Origin of the sequence: Segatella copri (assembly GCF_051861805.1) — a bacterium.
Lineage (GTDB): Bacteria > Bacteroidota > Bacteroidia > Bacteroidales > Bacteroidaceae > Prevotella > Prevotella copri_M.
The window spans coordinates 2089331-2104728 of record NZ_CP146520.1 but is presented as its reverse complement, the minus strand read 5'-3'; the positions used below and the strand labels follow the sequence as shown (position 1 = coordinate 2104728).

The 15398-nt window shown below is 48.8% G+C and carries 16 protein-coding genes; 11 read left to right on the top strand and 5 right to left on the bottom strand.

Annotated elements, in window-relative coordinates; genetic code table 11:
• Positions 1 to 8 precede the first annotated feature (8 nt).
• Positions 9 to 305, top strand: coding sequence for a hypothetical protein (locus tag V8Z93_RS08045; protein WP_367396549.1), 297 nt, complete (start codon positions 9 to 11; stop codon positions 303 to 305).
• A gap of 388 nt (positions 306 to 693) precedes the next feature.
• Here V8Z93_RS08045 and V8Z93_RS08040 read toward each other — a convergent pair whose 3' ends face one another.
• From V8Z93_RS08040 to V8Z93_RS08030, 3 genes are all read right to left on the bottom strand, one after another.
• Complete coding sequence (locus tag V8Z93_RS08040) at positions 694 to 1458, bottom strand: MBL fold metallo-hydrolase (protein ID WP_439431219.1); 765 nt, start codon at positions 1456 to 1458, stop codon at positions 694 to 696.
• A gap of 58 nt (positions 1459 to 1516) precedes the next feature.
• Positions 1517 to 2572, bottom strand: a complete 1056-nt coding sequence (gene murB / locus V8Z93_RS08035) for a UDP-N-acetylmuramate dehydrogenase (RefSeq protein WP_439431218.1) — start codon at positions 2570 to 2572, stop codon at positions 1517 to 1519.
• Between the two features lie 78 nt (positions 2573 to 2650).
• Positions 2651 to 3508 (bottom strand): DUF4348 domain-containing protein, encoded by an 858-nt coding sequence (locus tag V8Z93_RS08030; RefSeq protein ID WP_439431217.1) that lies wholly within the window; start codon positions 3506 to 3508, stop codon positions 2651 to 2653.
• Positions 3509 to 3711: 203 nt separating this feature from the next.
• Between V8Z93_RS08030 and pheS the strand changes: the two genes are divergently transcribed.
• The 7 genes from pheS to V8Z93_RS07995 all read left to right on the top strand — a co-directional run bounded on the left by pheS (position 3712) and on the right by V8Z93_RS07995 (position 11296).
• Positions 3712 to 4752: a phenylalanine--tRNA ligase subunit alpha gene (gene pheS / locus V8Z93_RS08025; RefSeq protein ID WP_203041485.1), complete on the top strand. Its 1041-nt coding sequence runs from the start codon at positions 3712 to 3714 to the stop codon at positions 4750 to 4752.
• A gap of 118 nt (positions 4753 to 4870) precedes the next feature.
• On the top strand, positions 4871 to 5422 hold the full coding sequence (locus V8Z93_RS08020) for a DUF3332 domain-containing protein (protein WP_439431216.1): 552 nt from the start codon (positions 4871 to 4873) through the stop codon (positions 5420 to 5422).
• A gap of 117 nt (positions 5423 to 5539) precedes the next feature.
• Positions 5540 to 7951: a TonB-dependent receptor gene (locus V8Z93_RS08015; protein ID WP_439431215.1), complete on the top strand. Its 2412-nt coding sequence runs from the start codon at positions 5540 to 5542 to the stop codon at positions 7949 to 7951.
• A gap of 249 nt (positions 7952 to 8200) precedes the next feature.
• A complete protein-coding gene (locus tag V8Z93_RS08010) occupies positions 8201 to 9766 on the top strand; it encodes an acyl-CoA carboxylase subunit beta (RefSeq protein ID WP_203041488.1) in 1566 nt (521 codons plus the stop codon).
• A 24-nt stretch (positions 9767 to 9790) separates the two neighbouring features.
• On the top strand, positions 9791 to 9940 hold the full coding sequence (locus tag V8Z93_RS08005; protein WP_176425588.1) for a hypothetical protein: 150 nt from the start codon (positions 9791 to 9793) through the stop codon (positions 9938 to 9940).
• 10 nt (positions 9941 to 9950) lie between these two features.
• Positions 9951 to 10376 (top strand): biotin/lipoyl-containing protein, encoded by a 426-nt coding sequence (locus tag V8Z93_RS08000; protein ID WP_203041489.1) that lies wholly within the window; start codon positions 9951 to 9953, stop codon positions 10374 to 10376.
• 170 nt (positions 10377 to 10546) lie between these two features.
• Entirely contained in the window at positions 10547 to 11296 is a 750-nt protein-coding gene (locus V8Z93_RS07995) for a HesA/MoeB/ThiF family protein (protein ID WP_203041490.1), read from the top strand.
• Between the two features lie 94 nt (positions 11297 to 11390).
• Here V8Z93_RS07995 and panD read toward each other — a convergent pair whose 3' ends face one another.
• Together panD and panC are read right to left on the bottom strand one after the other, a co-directional pair.
• A complete protein-coding gene (gene panD, locus V8Z93_RS07990) occupies positions 11391 to 11735 on the bottom strand; it encodes an aspartate 1-decarboxylase (protein WP_117692769.1) in 345 nt (114 codons plus the stop codon).
• Between the two features lie 34 nt (positions 11736 to 11769).
• Positions 11770 to 12621 (bottom strand): pantoate--beta-alanine ligase, encoded by an 852-nt coding sequence (gene panC / locus V8Z93_RS07985; protein ID WP_439431214.1) that lies wholly within the window; start codon positions 12619 to 12621, stop codon positions 11770 to 11772.
• A gap of 174 nt (positions 12622 to 12795) precedes the next feature.
• Between panC and V8Z93_RS07980 the strand changes: the two genes are divergently transcribed.
• From V8Z93_RS07980 to V8Z93_RS07970, 3 genes are read left to right on the top strand one after another with little or no spacing between them, the layout of a single operon-like run.
• Positions 12796 to 13608 carry a glycogen/starch synthase gene (locus V8Z93_RS07980; RefSeq protein WP_203041492.1) on the top strand — a complete coding sequence of 271 codons (813 nt, stop codon included), beginning with the start codon at positions 12796 to 12798 and terminating at the stop codon, positions 13606 to 13608.
• Between the two features lie 34 nt (positions 13609 to 13642).
• On the top strand, positions 13643 to 15145 hold the full coding sequence (locus V8Z93_RS07975; RefSeq protein ID WP_439431213.1) for a DUF4270 domain-containing protein: 1503 nt from the start codon (positions 13643 to 13645) through the stop codon (positions 15143 to 15145).
• A gap of 48 nt (positions 15146 to 15193) precedes the next feature.
• Positions 15194 to 15328, top strand: a complete 135-nt coding sequence (locus V8Z93_RS07970; RefSeq protein ID WP_439431212.1) for a dehydrogenase — start codon at positions 15194 to 15196, stop codon at positions 15326 to 15328.
• Positions 15329 to 15398: the final 70 nt, after the last annotated feature.

The window sequence follows — 15398 nt, the reverse complement described above, 5'->3', positions numbered from 1 at the left end:
TGAGCATTATGATGACTAAAGAGCAAGAGAACAACGAGCTGTACATGAATGACGGCGACAGCTGCATCGAGTACAGGAGCCTCAACGACATCAGACTGCGTAAGGAGGCGCTCCGCAAGAGCATTGAGGCTGACGACAAGAAGATCAAGACCCTATGGAACTCGCTCTTCACCAAACCTGACGCTTTCTCGAAGGAAGCCAGCAGGGGCAGAAGAATAGCGAGCATGATTTCCGTTGGAACGGGAGCTTTCGATGGAGCGCTTCTGGCATGGAAGCTCTATCGGAAATTCAAAGGTAAGAAATAAGATTCCAAATATCCCAAAGCGGAAATGAGGGAACTCTATAATAAGAAGTGCGGCTCGAAAGGCCGCATTTTTTATGCCCATACTTTATTTACTGAAGGGAGAAAAATGCATTTACCGAAGGGAAAAAAATGCCCATACAAAGGGGTAGAAATAAAAAAAGGGTCACCGCCGTGACCCATTACCTTGTTAACCTTAAATCTAATACTATGAAAAACACACATGCAAATATAGAAATAATATACGAACCCTGCAAGCTTTTTCTAAGAAAAGTGCACTCTTTTAATTCTTATTAACTATAAATGTAGTGCTTTTTTATTTTTCGCCATAAAACAAAGGCTTTTCTTATCCTAAAGACAGGAATAAGAAAAGCCACAATGTTATATTTTTATCAAAGAATCAATCCATCATAGGCAAATTGGAACCCTTCGGGCAATCGGGCATTGGCTGCATTATGCAAGCCTATCTGATGGGTAACATGGGTGAGATAGGTTTGCCTAGCCCCTATCCTGCGAGCCACCTTGATGGCATCAGCTACCAACTGATGGCTATGGTGCGGCTTATCGAATCTAAGGGCATTGATCACCAGAGTCTCTACCCCATCCAGATAGGCGTACTCAGCATCGTCCATCGACTTCATATCCGTGATATAGGCAAACTTTCCGAAACGGTAGCCCAGAATAGGCATCTTGTCGTGCATCACCCGGATAGGCATGAACTCGATGTCGCCTATCTGATAGGTATGATGCGGATTGATGGTATGTAGCTTCAGTTTCGGTGCGCCCGGATAGAGTTTCTCGGCTTCCTTCGGAAAACAGTAGGGCATGGTATGCGGCAAGGAATCCGTTACCAGCTTATCTCCATAGATATTGATATCACCATAAACGCAGAAGCCCCGCAAATCATCTATGCCTCCTACGTGATCATAATGGATATGAGTAATCAGCACACCATCTATCTTGCGGAAAGGCACACGCAGGAGCTGCTGGCGGATATCAGGTCCCGCATCTATCAGGATTCGGGTATTCTCCGTTTCTATCAACGCTGCACAGCGCAAGCGGTTGTCGCGCGGATCCTTGCTGCGACACACCTCACAATTACAACCTAAAACAGGAACACCACTCGATGTTCCTGTTCCCAATAAAGTTACCTTCATTAATATTCAAATCTTTATCTGAAAAACCGCGAATTCTTCACTCTTCGTTCTTCACTTTTCACTTAACATTTACCTCCGGATGAATATCGATGCCAAACTTCTGCTTCACATCCTTGCGGATAGTTTCGCAGAGGTTCACGATTTCCTCGCCCGTGGCACCACCACGATTCACCAGTACCAGCGCCTGCTTATCGTGCACTCCGGCACGGCCCAGGCTCTTTCCCTTCCAGCCACACTGGTCGATCATCCAGCCTGCAGGAATCTTCTCGTGTTCCTCATCAATGGTATAATGAGGCATGCCCGGATATTGCGCAGCCAGCTCCTCATACTTTACCTTCTCCACGATAGGATTCATGAAGAAGCTGCCCGCATTGCCCTGCACCTTAGGGTCTGGCAACTTGGCGTTACGAATCTCGATGATGACGTCACGAAGCTGCTGGGCTGTAGGATTCTCGATATGCTTGGCAGCCAGGGATGCACGGATATTGCCGTAATCCAGATCAGGCACAAAGCTCCGGGAAAGTCGATAGACGACATGGGTAACCAGATACTTATCCTTCCACTCGTGCTTGAACTTGCTCTGGCGATAGCAGTAATGGCAATCCTGGTTATCGAACACCACTACCCTGCCCGTAGCAATCTCCACGGCTTCCACCTTATATATAATATCCTTCGCTTCCACGCCATAGGCTCCGATGTTCTGCACGGCACTCGCTCCCACTTCGCCCGGGATGATGCTCAGGTTCTCGGCACCATGATAGCCATGCTCCACGGCATAAGCCACCACATCATCGAACACCTCGCCACTGCCGCAACGCAGGAACACGAACTCCGGATTCAGCAAGGCATCATCATGCTCTGCAGCAGCCAACTCGCCATTACCAAGCACCTCGATACCCATGATGGAAGAATGGAGCACCGTGCCCTCGTAATCGCCTGTAAGCAAGAGATTACTGCCGCCACCCAAGATGAGCAGCGGCTTATCAGCATCAGTAAGCCCAGCCACAATCTGCTGTGCCTCTTCTACCGATGAGTATTCAAGGAATCGCTTGCACTTGGCATCAATTCCAAACGTATTGTGAGCCAAAAGGCTATAGTCACGAATATCCTTCATATCTGGTTAAACTATTAACTGTTAACTATCAACTTTAATCTATCAACTATTAACTTTTAACTATCAACTTTAAAAGAACTACATCTCCAGCTTCATCAGCAGCCACTTGCCACCTATTCTCTTGAAGGTGAGCTGAGTCTCCAGCCCATTGGCAATGCCTCGAATCACGAAGATTTTCTGGCTGCTCTCGGTGTATTTCTGACCATAGATGATGTTGTAAATCATGCCATGAGGCAACTGCGGAGCGAAGGCAGGCCAGGTCTCAGGCTCGATGTCTCCGGTCATCGTACTGAAGTCATCATCTGGATCAGGACCGGTGAACTTCACTGGATTATGCAGATGGCGTGCCTGGAAAGCCGTATCTGTGGCAAAGGCACCATAGAACTTCAGGAAGCTGGAATTCATATTCTGATACATCGGCTTGTAGTTGATGCTGGTCATCATCCAGAGACCGTTGATGCGATTGAAGAGGAACTGCTGCACCACTTTCTTGCGATAGAACACCTTCTCTACAATCACATGGTCGATGGTGGTATCCTTCACCAGATTCATCTGCTTGCGGTTGTCGAAGATGAGCGTGTAGTAGTCCTGGCGCATAAAGAAATGCTCCATCCTCCAATGTTTCTTCTCAATCTGCTTCTTCAGCTTGTCGTTGTGATAAACAGGAAGAGGGAAATTGATACGACTCATCTGCAACTTGCGGTTTGCCGCAAAATTGAACACGAAATCATCAAACAACTCATCGGCTGCCTTCGGCATCGGAGTCTCCTCGATGATCTTCTCCGTTGAGTCCATAGCTTGTGTGTCGGCCACGGTTGTATCAGCCGCAGTCGAATCGATGGCAGGTGCAGGCTTCTTGTCTGTGCATCCCACAGAGGTGAAGCAAACGATGGTAAACACCGCCATCATGACTGTTATCAAAGATAGTTTCTTCATAAACTTATAAAATTTCTCAAATTTTCCATGCAAAAGTACAACTTTCTTTTGAGATATTTCATATTTTAAGCAAAAAATGTTATCTTTGCACTCAAAATAAGCAAATAAGTGAGTTTTGCAAGCCCAAAGGCACGCAAATCACCCGCTTTTTCATTTGCAAACAGACAATTCAACAAATTTGTAAACAGACAATTTAATAAGATATGTTATTAGAGAAAATTGAAGAACTCTTGAAGGAAGTGGATGCCCTCACAGCCCAGAACGCTGAGGAGGTAGAGCAGCTTCGCATCAAGTATCTCAGCAAGAAGGGTGAGATCAACGCCCTCATGGTCGACTTCCGCAATGTGCCAGGCGACCAGAAAAAAGAGGTTGGTATCAAAATCAACGAATTGAAGCAGGCTGCACTTGCCAAGATCAACGGATTGAAGGAGCAGATGGAAGAAGCCGAGTCATCTAGCGATGATATCGACCTGACCCGTACTGCTTACCCAGTGGCTCTGGGTACACGCCACCCATTGACCGTGGTGAAGAATCAGATCATCGACATCTTCGGCCGCATGGGATTCACCCTCTATCAGGGTCCAGAGGTAGATGACGACAAGCACGTGTTTACCATGCTTAACTTCGCTGCCGATCATCCAGCCCGCGACATGCAGGATACATTCTTCATCGAGAAGACCAACTCCGACGATGTTACCAAGAATGTAATTCTCCGCAGCCATACTTCTGGCGACGAGGCTCACTATATGGAAACCCACGAGCCACCTATCCGTGTGCTCTGCCCAGGACGAGTATACCGCAACGAGGCCATCAGCGCCCGTGCCCACTGCTTCTTCCACCAGGTGGAGGGTCTCTATGTAGATAAGAACGTAAGCTTCACCGACCTGAAGCAGGTGCTCCTTACCTTCGCCCGCGAGATGTTTGGTGCTGACACCAAGATCCGCCTGCGTCCTAGCTACTTCCCATTCACAGAGCCTAGTGCCGAGATGGATATCTCCTGCAACATCTGTGGCGGTAAGGGATGTAACTTCTGCAAACACACAGGATGGGTTGAAATCTTGGGCTGCGGCATGGTTGACCCTCACGATCTGGAGGCTTGCGGCATCGACAGCAATGTCTATACAGGCTATGCCTTCGGTATGGGCGTAGAGCGTATCACCAACCTGAAGTATCGCGTGAGCGACCTTCGTCTCTTCTCAGAGAACGACACCCGCTTCCTGCGCGAATTCGAATCAGCTAAATAAGCCAGGAACAAACACTGTTCAAGCGGCTATACATCCAGAATAAAATAGTACATGGGCTTGTATGCTAGTATTATTTGGCATGCAAGCCTATTTTTTATAACCTCTAAACAATTAGAAAATGAAAAAAATTATGGTTAATGCAGTCATCGCAGTCTCATTAGGCGCCATGACTTTGAGTTCCTGCATCGGTTCTTTCGGTTTGACCAACAAAGTGCTCGACTGGAACAAGGGTGCAACTGACAACAAGTTCATCAACGAATTGATCTTCCTGGTTATCTCTCCGGCCTACGCAGTATGCTCGGTAGCCGACTTGTTTGTGCTCAATACTATCGAGTTCTGGACAGGCGACAAGGTGGTAGCCAACGTGGGCAAGACCAAGAACGTAACCGGCAAGGACGGCAGACTCTATGCCATCAAGACCTTGAAGAACGGTTATGAGATTACCGACCCAGAGGGTGAGAAATCATACTTCGTATTCGACAAGAAGAACAAGAGCTGGTCATACAGCAAGGATGGCGATATCCGTGAGCTCTTCAGTTTCAACGAGGATGGCAGCATCCAGGCTTGCCTGCCTAACGGCGAGAAGATGAACGTTTCTGCCGATGAATATGGTCTCTACCAGGTTCGCATGGCGATGAACGGCGGCTTGTACTTCGCTATGAACAAGTAATATCACATTAAAAATCAAATAGGAGCCCTTAAGGAATCAATTTGTTTCCTTAAGGGTTTTTTATTGAACTTTAGCCAGCATTTATAATAAATCGCCCGTTTCTGCGTTTAATAAGGTATGAAACAGAGAATCATCATTTTTACAATATGCCTGCTTGCCACCCTGAAGATGATGGCACAGGAATTTACGCTGCAAGGTAGAGTCATGGACGATGACAACAACCCTGTGGAGCTCGTTACCGTCTCGGTATTGAGCCAGGGGAAGGTGGCTTTCACCTCCCTGAAGGGAGAGTTCAGCATGAGGCTGCACTCGGCAGACAGCGTGGCAGTTAAATTCTCCATGATTGGATACAAGTCGAAAACGAGAGTTCTGCGACGCCCGCGCGGCAAGCAGACACTGCAGATAGTGCTCCATGCCGATGCCACCATGCTCGGCGAGGTGAACGTAACAGGCGAGAAAATCCAGACCGACCAGACCCAGGAAATCAAGATCAAGGATATCAAGATGGCTCCTTCGGCTAGCGGAAACACCGTGGAGGGTATCATCCAGCAACAGGCAGGCGTAAGTACCCATAGCGAACTTTCTTCGCAATACAACGTACGTGGCGGTGCCTTCGACGAAAATTCCGTATATATAAATAATGTGGAAGTCTATCGCCCGTTCCTCGTCAGAAGCGGTCAGCAGGAAGGTCTCTCCGTCATCAACCCTTACATGGTTGATAAGATTGGCTTCTCCACCGGAGGCTATGGGGCGAAATATGGCGACAAGATGAGTTCGGCACTCGATATCACCTACAAGACCCTGAAGGCGAAAGGCAAGAAACCGGTGGTGGAAGGAAGCGCAGCAGCCAGTCTGCTGGGAGCCGATGCCTACATGGGGCTGGGAACCCAGAAACTGTCATGGCTCAACAGCGTAAGATACAAGACCACCTCCTATCTCCTGGGCACCATGGAGACCAAGGGCGAGTATAAGCCAAACTATCTCGACTACCAGACTTATCTGAGCTATCAGCCCAACAAGCGCTGGAAACTGGACTTCATCGGATACATCTCGGATAATCATTACAACTTCGAGCCATCCGACCGCGAGACCACTTTCGGAACGATGGAGAACGTGAAGAGCTTCAAGGTGTTCTTCGACGGACAGGAAAAAGACCGCTTCCTCACCTACTTCGGAACCCTCGGCATCACCCGCAACATCACCGACAACACCAGCATCTCGCTGCTGGGTAGTGCCTTCTATACCAAGGAACAGGAGAAATATGATATTCAGGGACAGTATTGGCTCGACCAGACCGAAACTTCGGAGAACCTGGGTGTAGGAACCTATTTTGAACATGCCCGCAACTATCTCTCAGCCCGAGTGATGAGCGGCAAGCTGATGCTGAAGCACAAGGCAAAGAAGCATGATGTGGAGGCAGCATTCACCTTCAAGCGAGAACATATCGAAGAGAACTCCATCGAATACGAGATGAGAGATTCTGCTGGATACAGCATTCCGCACAACGGCAAGGACCTCTACATGGTTTATTCGATGAAGGCCAGAAACGAGCTGAATGCCAACCGTATAGAGACCTACATTCAAGACACCTACCGCTTTGCGAGTGGCGCAGCCGACAGCACGGGACATGGTCAGACCCACTACACCCTGAACTATGGTGTGCGCATGAGCCACTGGAACTTCAATCAGGAAACCATCTTCAGTCCTCGTGTCTCCCTCGCCATCATTCCGGCTTACCACGAGAACACCACGCTCCGCTTCGCGGCAGGCCTCTACTATCAGGCTCCATTCTTCAAGGAACTTAGAGATACATCCACCGTCAACGGCATCACCGTGGCAACGCTCAACCAGAAGATCAAGAGTCAGCGAAGCATCCACTTCATTGCCGGCTACGACCATCGCTTCTCGCTGAACAACCAGCGATATAAGTTCTCGGCTGAGGCATATTACAAGGCTTTGAACAACCTGGTGCCTTACTCCGTGAGCAATGTGAAGGTGGTTTACTATGGTCAGAACGAGTGTAGCGGCCATGCGGCAGGCTTGGACTTCAAGCTCTATGGCGAGTTTGTACCGGGCACAGATTCCTGGATCAGTCTCTCGCTGATGGATACGAAGATGAAGCTCAATGGCAAGAGCATCCCATTGCCTACCGACCAGCGATATGCGGTGAATCTCTATTTCACCGACTATTTCCCAGGAAGCAAGAAATGGCAGATGTCGCTGAAGCTCGCCTTCGCCGACGGTTTGCCTTTTGCAGCTCCACATAGAGAATTGGAAACCAACAGTTTCCGTGCTTCCGCCTATCGCCGTGCCGATATCGGAATGAGCTATCATCTGCTCGACAACAAGCACCACGAGAAGAAGACGTTCCTCAAGAGCGTGATGCTCGGTGTGGATTGCCTCAACCTCTTCGGCATCGACAATGTGAACAGCTACTACTGGGTAACGGATGTAACCAATCAGCAGTATGCCGTGCCTAATTACTTAACGGGCCGACAGCTCAATGCACGAGTACTGATAGAATTCTGATAAGTAAGGAGTCAGAAACTGAGAGTGCCTAGCCAAAAACTGAGAGCGCATAGCTGAAAGCCGGGAGATTTAGAACCCGAAAATAGTGATTTTTCACATTATTCTAAATATTTAACCGTAGATAGTTCGCTATCTGCGGTTTTTTTCGTATCTTTGCGCCCGAATTATGCGATGTTGGTTCACTCCATCATCCCATTTATTCAGGAAATCATTCTAAAAGAATAAGAAAATAATACATAATAATCAATTATGAGCAAACAAGTAGAAAAGATTAAGGAGCTGATCGCTAAGCGCGAACAGGCTCGTCTTGGCGGTGGCGAGAAGGCCATCGAGAAGCAGCATGCACGTGGCAAATATACCGCTCGTGAGCGTATCGAAATGTTGGTTGACGCTGGTAGCTTCGAGGAGTATGACATGTTCAAGTTGCACCGTTGCACTAACTTCGGCATGGAGAAGAAGCAGTACCTCGGTGATGGTGTGGTAGCTGGTAGCGCTACTATAGCAGGCCGCCTGGTTTACGTATATGCTCAGGACTTCACCGTAAACGGTGGTTCACTCTCTGAGACAATGGCACAGAAGATCTGCAAGGTGATGGATATGGCTATGACCATGGGTGCACCTGTAATCTGCATGAACGACTCAGGTGGTGCTCGTATTCAGGAAGGTATCTGCGCTCTTGCCGGCTATGGTGAGATCTTCGAGCGCAACATCCTCGCTTCTGGTGTTATCCCACAGATTTCTGCAATCATGGGTCCTTGCGCCGGTGGTGCAGTGTACTCTCCAGGTTTGACCGACTTCATCATCATGAAGGAGCAGACTTCTTACATGTTCCTGACTGGTCCTAAGGTGGTTAAGACCGTAACTGGTGAGGATATCGATGCAGAGCACCTTGGTGGTGCATCTGTTCACGCAACCAAGAGTGGTGTAACCCACTTCGCAGCAAAGACAGAGGAAGAGGCTATCGAGATGATCAAGAGCCTGCTCTCTTTCATCCCTAGCAACAATACAGAAGAGGCTCCACGCGTAGAGTGCACAGACCCTATCGACCGTATGGACGACTCTCTGAACGAGATTATCCCTGAGGATCCTAACCAGGCATACGATATGTATAAGGTAATCGGCGCCGTAACCGATAACGGTGAGTTCTTCGAGGTTCAGCCTAAGTTCGCCAAGAACATCATCACTGGTTTCGCCCGCTTCAATGGTCAGAGCGTTGGTATCGTAGCCAACCAGCCAGCAGCTTACGCAGGTGTACTCGATGTAAACGCTAGCCGCAAGGCAGCCCGCTTCGTCCGTTTCTGCGATGCCTTCAATATTCCTATCGTATCTCTGGTTGACGTACCAGGATTCTTGCCAGGTACAGGTCAGGAGTACAACGCTGTCATCCTCCACGGTGCACAGTTGCTCTACGCTTACGGCGAGGCTACCGTGCCAAAGATTACTATCACATTGCGTAAGAGCTATGGTGGTAGCCACATCGTGATGGGTTGCAAGCAGTTGCGTGCCGACTTGAACTTCGCTTGGCCATCTTCAGAGATTGCCGTAATGGGTGCCAGCGGTGCCGTTGCCGTTCTCTGTGGTAAGGAAGCTAAGGCTAAGAAGGAGGCTGGCGAGGATGTGAAGGCATTCCTGGCCGAGAAGGAGCAGGAGTATACTGACAAGTTTGCTAATCCATATCAGGCAGCTCAGTATGGTTACATCGATGATGTCATCGAGCCACGTAACACCCGTTTCCGCATCTGCCGTGGTTTGGCTCAGCTCGCAACCAAGCGTCAGAACTTGCCAGCTAAGAAGCATGGCTGTATGCCAATGTAATGATATAATTAAACATTAGAATAAATGGATAAGAATATTTATGCTGCGATTGCCATGGCACTCTATGAGTACCAGGGCAATAACGTACACGACAAGGAGCCTGGCATCATCACTATCAAGCCACGTCAGACGATGTGGAACGCCAAGTTCTTGAGTTTAACAGCTAAACCATAAAGATATAGAAATGAAAGAGTTTAAATATACAATTGACGGAAAAGAGTATAAGGTTCAGATTGACGGTGTTGAGGGTAACATCGCAAGCGTGAACGTGAATGGCGAAGCTTACAAGGTTGAGATGGAACAGGAGGCTGAGCCAGAGAAGAAGAAGGTAGTGCTCGGTCAGCCAGCTGCTGCATCTGATGATGCTGAGGCTACTCCAGCTGCCAACGTAAACACAGCCAACGCTGTGAAGGCTCCTCTCCCTGGTACTATTACCAGCATCGAGGTGGCAGTTGGTCAGGAGGTGAAGGCAGGTGACACTGTTGTCGTTCTCGAGGCTATGAAGATGCAGAACAACATCGAGGCTGAGAAGGATGGCAAGGTTACTGCTATCTGCGTAAAGCCTGGTCAGGCTGTGCTCGAAGAGGATGCGCTCGTGGTTATCGAGTAATTTGAGAATTATACTTCCTGATTCGGGAATTTATGATTCGGGAATTTATAAAGAATATCAAAGGTCGCAAGCTACGATAGTTTGCGACCTTTTTCTATACTGCTGTATGAGCATAAACTGCTATACAAAGTATTTTTTTACCAAAGAAAAAAGACATAAAGTACAATAAAATGATAGATTTAACAGAAGAACAGATAGAAAGATACAGCCGCCACATCCTCCTTCAGGATGTAGGACTCGAGGGACAGGAAAAGCTCCTCAATGCCAAGGTGCTCATCATTGGTGCCGGAGGCTTGGGTTCCCCAGTAGCCCTCTACCTCGCTGCGGCTGGCGTGGGACATATCGGTATCGTGGACGCCGATGTGGTTGACCTCAGTAACCTGCAACGCCAGGTCATCCACCAGACCAAGGACTTGAACACTCCTAAGGTGGAAAGTGCCAAGGAGAAGATGATTGCCATCAATCCTGATGTGGAGGTGACAACATATCATACTTTCCTCGCCTCAGACAATGCCGAGGAAATCATCAAGCCATGGGATTTCATCATCGATGCCACAGACAACTTCCCTGCGAAGTTCCTCATCAATGATGCCTGTGTGCGCTTGGGCAAGGCATTCTCGCATGGCGGCATCCTGAGATTCCAGGGCCAGACCTTTACCCACCTGCCAGGCACGGCATGTTACCGTTGCTTCTTCAAGGAACCACCTCCAGCAGGCACTGTTCCTACCAGTAGCCAGGCAGGCGTTCTGGGAGCCATCGCCGGTATGCTCGGAACCATCCAGGCAGCCGAGGCATTGAAGTACTTCCTCGGTGTAGGCGAACTGCTCACCGACCGACTGCTCACCTTCGATGCCAAGACGATGAACTTCCGCACCATCAAGGTGAAGAAGCGTGCATCCTGCGAAATCTGCGGCGACTAAAACATAAAAAATCTGCGTGACATAAAAGAAGGTGTGCCAGAAGCGAGATATTCACTTCTGCCACACCTTCTATCATTTTCCATTGAATAGAATCCTATACCTTGTTTCCCTCTTTAGGGAAAACCACGGTAGGCTTGAAGGTCTTTGCCTCCTCAAAGTCCATCAGGGCATAGGCGATGATAATCACCGTGTCACCCACCTGAACCTTGCGTGCCGCAGCACCGTTCAGACAGATGCAGCCGCTGCCACGCTCACCCTTGATGATATAGGTCTCCAGGCGCTCACCATTGTTGTTATCCACAATCTGCACCTTCTCGCCTGCTATCAGATTAGCTGCGTCCATCAAGTCCTCATCTATCGTGATGCTGCCCATGTAGTTCAGATTCGCCTCAGTCACAGTCACACAATGGAGCTTACTCTTCAATACTTCAATCTGCATAATACTATATAATACTATTTTATAATACTATTTTTTATCCCTTATACTTGATATGGTCAATCAGGCGGATAGGAGTCTTGCCGCAGTAAACGGTGATGCAACCTACCACATAATCACTCTCATCCCATGAAGCCACATCCTGCAGGCTGTCGCCATCCACAATCTGGAAATACTCCACCTCCAGTCCGTCCACGGCGTTGATTTCGTTCACCACCTTGTCGTGAGTCTCCTTCACACTGTGATCCTTGGCATACTCCACGCTCGCCTTCAAAGCCTTGAAGATAGCAGGAGCGATGGCACGCTCGTCGGCAGCCAGCAGGGTGTTGCGGCTACTCTTTGCCAAGCCGTCCTCATCACGGATGATAGGACACTCCACAATCTTCACGCTGCTGCCCATGAACTTCACCAGCTGCTTGATCACGGCAATCTGCTGCCAGTCCTTCTCGCCGAAATAGGCACGGGTTGGGTTCACGATGTCAAACAGGCGGCTCACCACCTGGCACACACCGTTGAAGTGACCCGGGCGCTTGGCACCCTCCATCACCGTGCTCACCGGTGGAAACTCAAAATGACGGGTGTCAGGAGTAGGATACACCTCCTCCACCGAAGGCGCAAACACATAGTCGGCACCACACGCCTCCACCAGCTTGCAGTCGGCATCCAGGGTACGAGGATAGCGGTCCAGGTCACCCTTGTCGTTAAACTGTGTAGGATTCAGGAACACCGAAACCACCGTAGCACCATTTTCTTTCACACTTCGCTTTACCAACGAGGCGTGACCCTCGTGAAGCGCACCCATTGTAGGCACAAGGCCAATCTCCTTTCCCTCCTTGCGACACTGGTCAAGTTCGCTCTGGAGGTCAACAATCTTATTGAATACTTTCATCTTCTTAATCTGTTACGGGGTGCAAAATAACAACTTTTTTCTCAAATAAGAAAGAAAAAACCTAAAAATATGCGAATTATTGCCGAAATTATTGAATTTCAGAGCAAAAATGCCACTTTTCGGATATTTTTTTGTACCTTTGCACCTAATTCGTAAGAATAAAATTTAAATTTTATGGCAAAGAAAGTATTATTTATCAATCAGGAGATCGACCCATACGTAGCCGAGACCCACATGTCCATCATGGGACGCGAATTACCTCAGAAGATGCAGGAAGCAGGTTTTGAGATTCGCACCTTTATGCCTAAATGGGGCACCATCAACGAGCGTCGCGGCCAGCTGCACGAGGTTATTCGCCTGTCTGGTATGAACCTTATCATCGATGATACAGACCACCCGCTGATCATCAAGGTTGCATCTATACCAACAACACGACAGCAGATTTATTTCATCGACAACGAAGATTACTTCAACCGCCGACAGATGGCAGCCGATGAACAGGGAGTGGAATATGCAGACAACGGCGAGAGAGCTATCTTCTTCGCACGTGGCGTTTTGGAAACAGTGAAGAAGCTTCGCTGGCAGCCAGACGTCATCGTATGCCAGGGATGGGTGAGCGCCGTGGTGCCTTTCTATATCAAGACCGCATACGCTGAAGAGCCTTCATTCGCAAACTCGAAGGTAATCCTCTCGCTCTATACCAACGAGCTGAAGGCCGAACTGGGAACCAACTTCAAGCAGTGCGTGGACTATCGCGATGCCAAGGCAGAACTGCTCGCCGACTACAAGGAGAATTTCGACTTCACGGAGCTGGGCAAAATGGCCATCGACTATAGCGACGGTGTCATCCAGGGTGAAGACGGTGCAGGCGTCAAACTCCTCGAATATGCCGGGGAAAAGAACAAGCCTGTACTCAACTATCCAGGTGATGACTTTGCTGATGCCTACAAGACATTCATCAACGAGGTGTTCCCGGATGAGGAATAATACCTCGAAACTATAGATTCACATTTCAAGGATAATGAAGATTTTAAGACTATTTACAGCGTTATTCATCGCAGCCATGGCTATCACCGCCTGCGATGACACGACTGACAACATCGGTTCGTCCGTCACCAACGAGGTGGACAACCTCTCTATCCAGCAGAAGGTGTTCAACGTAACATCCCGCTCGGTAGTCTCAGGACCGGTTTTGAGCCGAAACAATACGGGTATGATAGGTAAGGTGAAAGACCCAGAGACGGGTACCTACGTCACCGGCGACTATATGACCCAGCTGGGCGTGTTGTCATCGTTCTCTCTCGACACACTGGAGTATATCCGCAATGCACACGATGGAAAAATCGAGGCAGACTCCTGCTTCCTGCTGGTTTCCTACAAAACCATCTACGGCGACTCGCTGGCACCCATGAAGGTGACGGCATACGAGATGAGCAAGCCGATGACGGAAGACGAGGAATATTACTCCGACTATGATGCCTTCAAGGGCGGATGGGTTAGCGAGGACAACAAACTTGCCAGCGCCACCTACAACCTGAGCGAGGGCTCTACCAAGGCGTTCAGAATCTATCTCAACAAGCCTTACAAGGCAAGAGACGGAAAGACCTACAAGAACTACGGTACCTACATCATGAACACCTACGTGGAGCATCCGGAGTACTTCAAGTCTAACTACCGCTTCCTCAACAACGTATGCCCTGGATTCTACATCAAGAACACCGGCGGTATCGGAAACGTGGCCAACATCTGGAACACCGAGCTGCAGCTCTACTGGAAGATTCAGAAGACCGTGAAGGATTCTCATGGCAACGACAGCACTGTTACGGGCTACACCTACAACCGCTTCGACGGAACCGAGGAGGTACTTCAGCTCAACAAGATTACCAACGATACCAAGACATTGGAGAAGCTGGCCAGCAACGAGGAGTGTACCTTCATCAAGTCGCCTGCCGGAATCTTCACCGAGGTAACGCTGCCAGTGGAAGACATCATCAAGGGTCACGAGAAGGATACGCTGAACACAGCCTCTATCTCATTCCCTAGAATGAATAATGTAGAAGACAGCAAGTATCAGTTCAGCGCTCCTTCCACCATTCTGATGGTAGAGGCTGATAGCCTGAATGCCTTCTTCGAGCAGAGCAAGCTCACGGACAACCGTTCTTCGTATACGGCAACCTTCAGCGCCTCTACAAGCAAGAAGAACGCTTATACCTTCTATAATATCAGTAACCTGGTTACGAAGATGCATAATGCCAAGCTGGAGGGCGAGAAGAAGAATGCCAACTGGGTGAACAAGCATCCTAACTGGAACAAGGTGATGCTGGTGCCAGTGACGCTGAAGACGAGCACCATCAACAACTCTACGGTGGTTACCAAGATCAACCACGATATGTCGCTCTCTTCTACGCGTCTCATCAAGGCTACGAATGATGCCAACAAGGATTACACCCTGGATAAGAGTGGAAACAAGGTAGCAGCGGGCCCAGTGCAGATCAAGGTGATTTATAGCCGATTCAAGGAATAAGTTCATCATTTGAATGAATTTATTTGATAGATTTTATTTGATAGAATCATGGCAGATAATTTCCTTGAACGCCACCGCGAAGATTACGAGCAGCGCAAAGCTGCATGGCTCAGAAAGAAGCGCCATCTGCCCAAGCTGAAAACGCCAGCGCTGATTCAGCGGCCGGATGACGAAGCATTATAGATAACGAAGCATTATAAGAAAGCCTGTTTAGCGAATCTGCTAAACAGGCTTCTTTCGTATTACAACTCGG

What these genes read in the sequence shown, in the direction of transcription:
- V8Z93_RS08045 (WP_367396549.1), top strand. Translation starts at nt 9, where the DNA reads ATGATGACTAAAGAGCAAGAGAACAACGAGCTGTACATGAATGACGGC.
- V8Z93_RS08040 (WP_439431219.1), bottom strand. Translation starts at nt 1,458, where the DNA reads ATGAAGGTAACTTTATTGGGAACAGGAACATCGAGTGGTGTTCCTGTT.
- murB (WP_439431218.1), bottom strand. Translation starts at nt 2,572, where the DNA reads ATGAAGGATATTCGTGACTATAGCCTTTTGGCTCACAATACGTTTGGA.
- V8Z93_RS08030 (WP_439431217.1), bottom strand. Translation starts at nt 3,508, where the DNA reads ATGAAGAAACTATCTTTGATAACAGTCATGATGGCGGTGTTTACCATC.
- pheS (WP_203041485.1), top strand. Translation starts at nt 3,712, where the DNA reads ATGTTATTAGAGAAAATTGAAGAACTCTTGAAGGAAGTGGATGCCCTC.
- V8Z93_RS08020 (WP_439431216.1), top strand. Translation starts at nt 4,871, where the DNA reads ATGAAAAAAATTATGGTTAATGCAGTCATCGCAGTCTCATTAGGCGCC.
- V8Z93_RS08015 (WP_439431215.1), top strand. Translation starts at nt 5,540, where the DNA reads ATGAAACAGAGAATCATCATTTTTACAATATGCCTGCTTGCCACCCTG.
- V8Z93_RS08010 (WP_203041488.1), top strand. Translation starts at nt 8,201, where the DNA reads ATGAGCAAACAAGTAGAAAAGATTAAGGAGCTGATCGCTAAGCGCGAA.
- V8Z93_RS08005 (WP_176425588.1), top strand. Translation starts at nt 9,791, where the DNA reads ATGGATAAGAATATTTATGCTGCGATTGCCATGGCACTCTATGAGTAC.
- V8Z93_RS08000 (WP_203041489.1), top strand. Translation starts at nt 9,951, where the DNA reads ATGAAAGAGTTTAAATATACAATTGACGGAAAAGAGTATAAGGTTCAG.
- V8Z93_RS07995 (WP_203041490.1), top strand. Translation starts at nt 10,547, where the DNA reads ATGATAGATTTAACAGAAGAACAGATAGAAAGATACAGCCGCCACATC.
- panD (WP_117692769.1), bottom strand. Translation starts at nt 11,735, where the DNA reads ATGCAGATTGAAGTATTGAAGAGTAAGCTCCATTGTGTGACTGTGACT.
- panC (WP_439431214.1), bottom strand. Translation starts at nt 12,621, where the DNA reads ATGAAAGTATTCAATAAGATTGTTGACCTCCAGAGCGAACTTGACCAG.
- V8Z93_RS07980 (WP_203041492.1), top strand. Translation starts at nt 12,796, where the DNA reads ATGGCAAAGAAAGTATTATTTATCAATCAGGAGATCGACCCATACGTA.
- V8Z93_RS07975 (WP_439431213.1), top strand. Translation starts at nt 13,643, where the DNA reads ATGAAGATTTTAAGACTATTTACAGCGTTATTCATCGCAGCCATGGCT.
- V8Z93_RS07970 (WP_439431212.1), top strand. Translation starts at nt 15,194, where the DNA reads ATGGCAGATAATTTCCTTGAACGCCACCGCGAAGATTACGAGCAGCGC.